The 762-nt window shown below is 52.6% G+C and carries 1 protein-coding gene; it reads left to right on the forward strand.

The annotated features are described in order from the left end of the window. Positions 1 to 139 precede the first annotated feature (139 nt). Positions 140 to 762 (forward strand): ATP-grasp domain-containing protein (locus JT360_RS33270; protein ID WP_502845508.1); only part of this gene is annotated, 623 nt, incomplete at its 3' end.

Raw genomic sequence — 762 nt, forward strand, 5'->3', positions numbered from 1 at the left:
TGCAACAAATGCTTCAAATAAATTTATAGAATCTTTGCGAGCGCAAGTCCCTGAAGGTTATAGGTTCATCTTAAATCTGAGGTCAGGCGCGCTGAAAGAGGCTAATACCCTGTTTACGCCCGGACCGCCGCAGCTCGCAATGGAGAAATGGGTGCCAAGAGCAACGAGAGCGCTTATCCTAGTTGAAGGTCATAGGGTAATTGGTCTGCGATACGTCCAAGCGGCCCAGAGTCTTGGTTTCCATCCAATTACCCTGTCGGCTGATCCTGCTCGGTATGACTACCTTGCGGCGGAAAGTGTCGAGACAATCCGTGTCGATACAGACAATCTCGATGCGCTGATTCACGAATGTTCGCGGCTACGTGCGACGTATGACATTGCTGGCATTACTGGCTTTGCGGGCGACGACGAGTCGATCTACGCGACAGTTGGCAAGCTCTGCCTGCATTTCGATCTACCGGGACCGAACCCCGCATCGATTGAACAATGCTGCGACAAATTTACTCAACGTCAGCTCCTCGCGGAGGCCGGCATTCCAATACCTGCTTATCGCTTAGCAGCGAATGCAGCGGAGGTTGAAATCTCTGCCGCCGAGATCGGCCTGCCGGTGATTCTGAAGCCAGCCATAGGCAGCGGCAGCATCGGTGTGCGATTATGCAGCACCGTCGATGAGTTAGCCGAACATACCACCTACCTATTGGGTGGGAAGCATATTTGGCGATCTTCACCGAGGATACTTGTTGAAGAATACGCGAATGGTCC

It is taken from the genome of Mesorhizobium sp. dw_380 (assembly GCF_018588885.1).
In the GTDB taxonomy this organism is placed as follows: Bacteria; Pseudomonadota; Alphaproteobacteria; order Rhizobiales; family Rhizobiaceae; genus Mesorhizobium.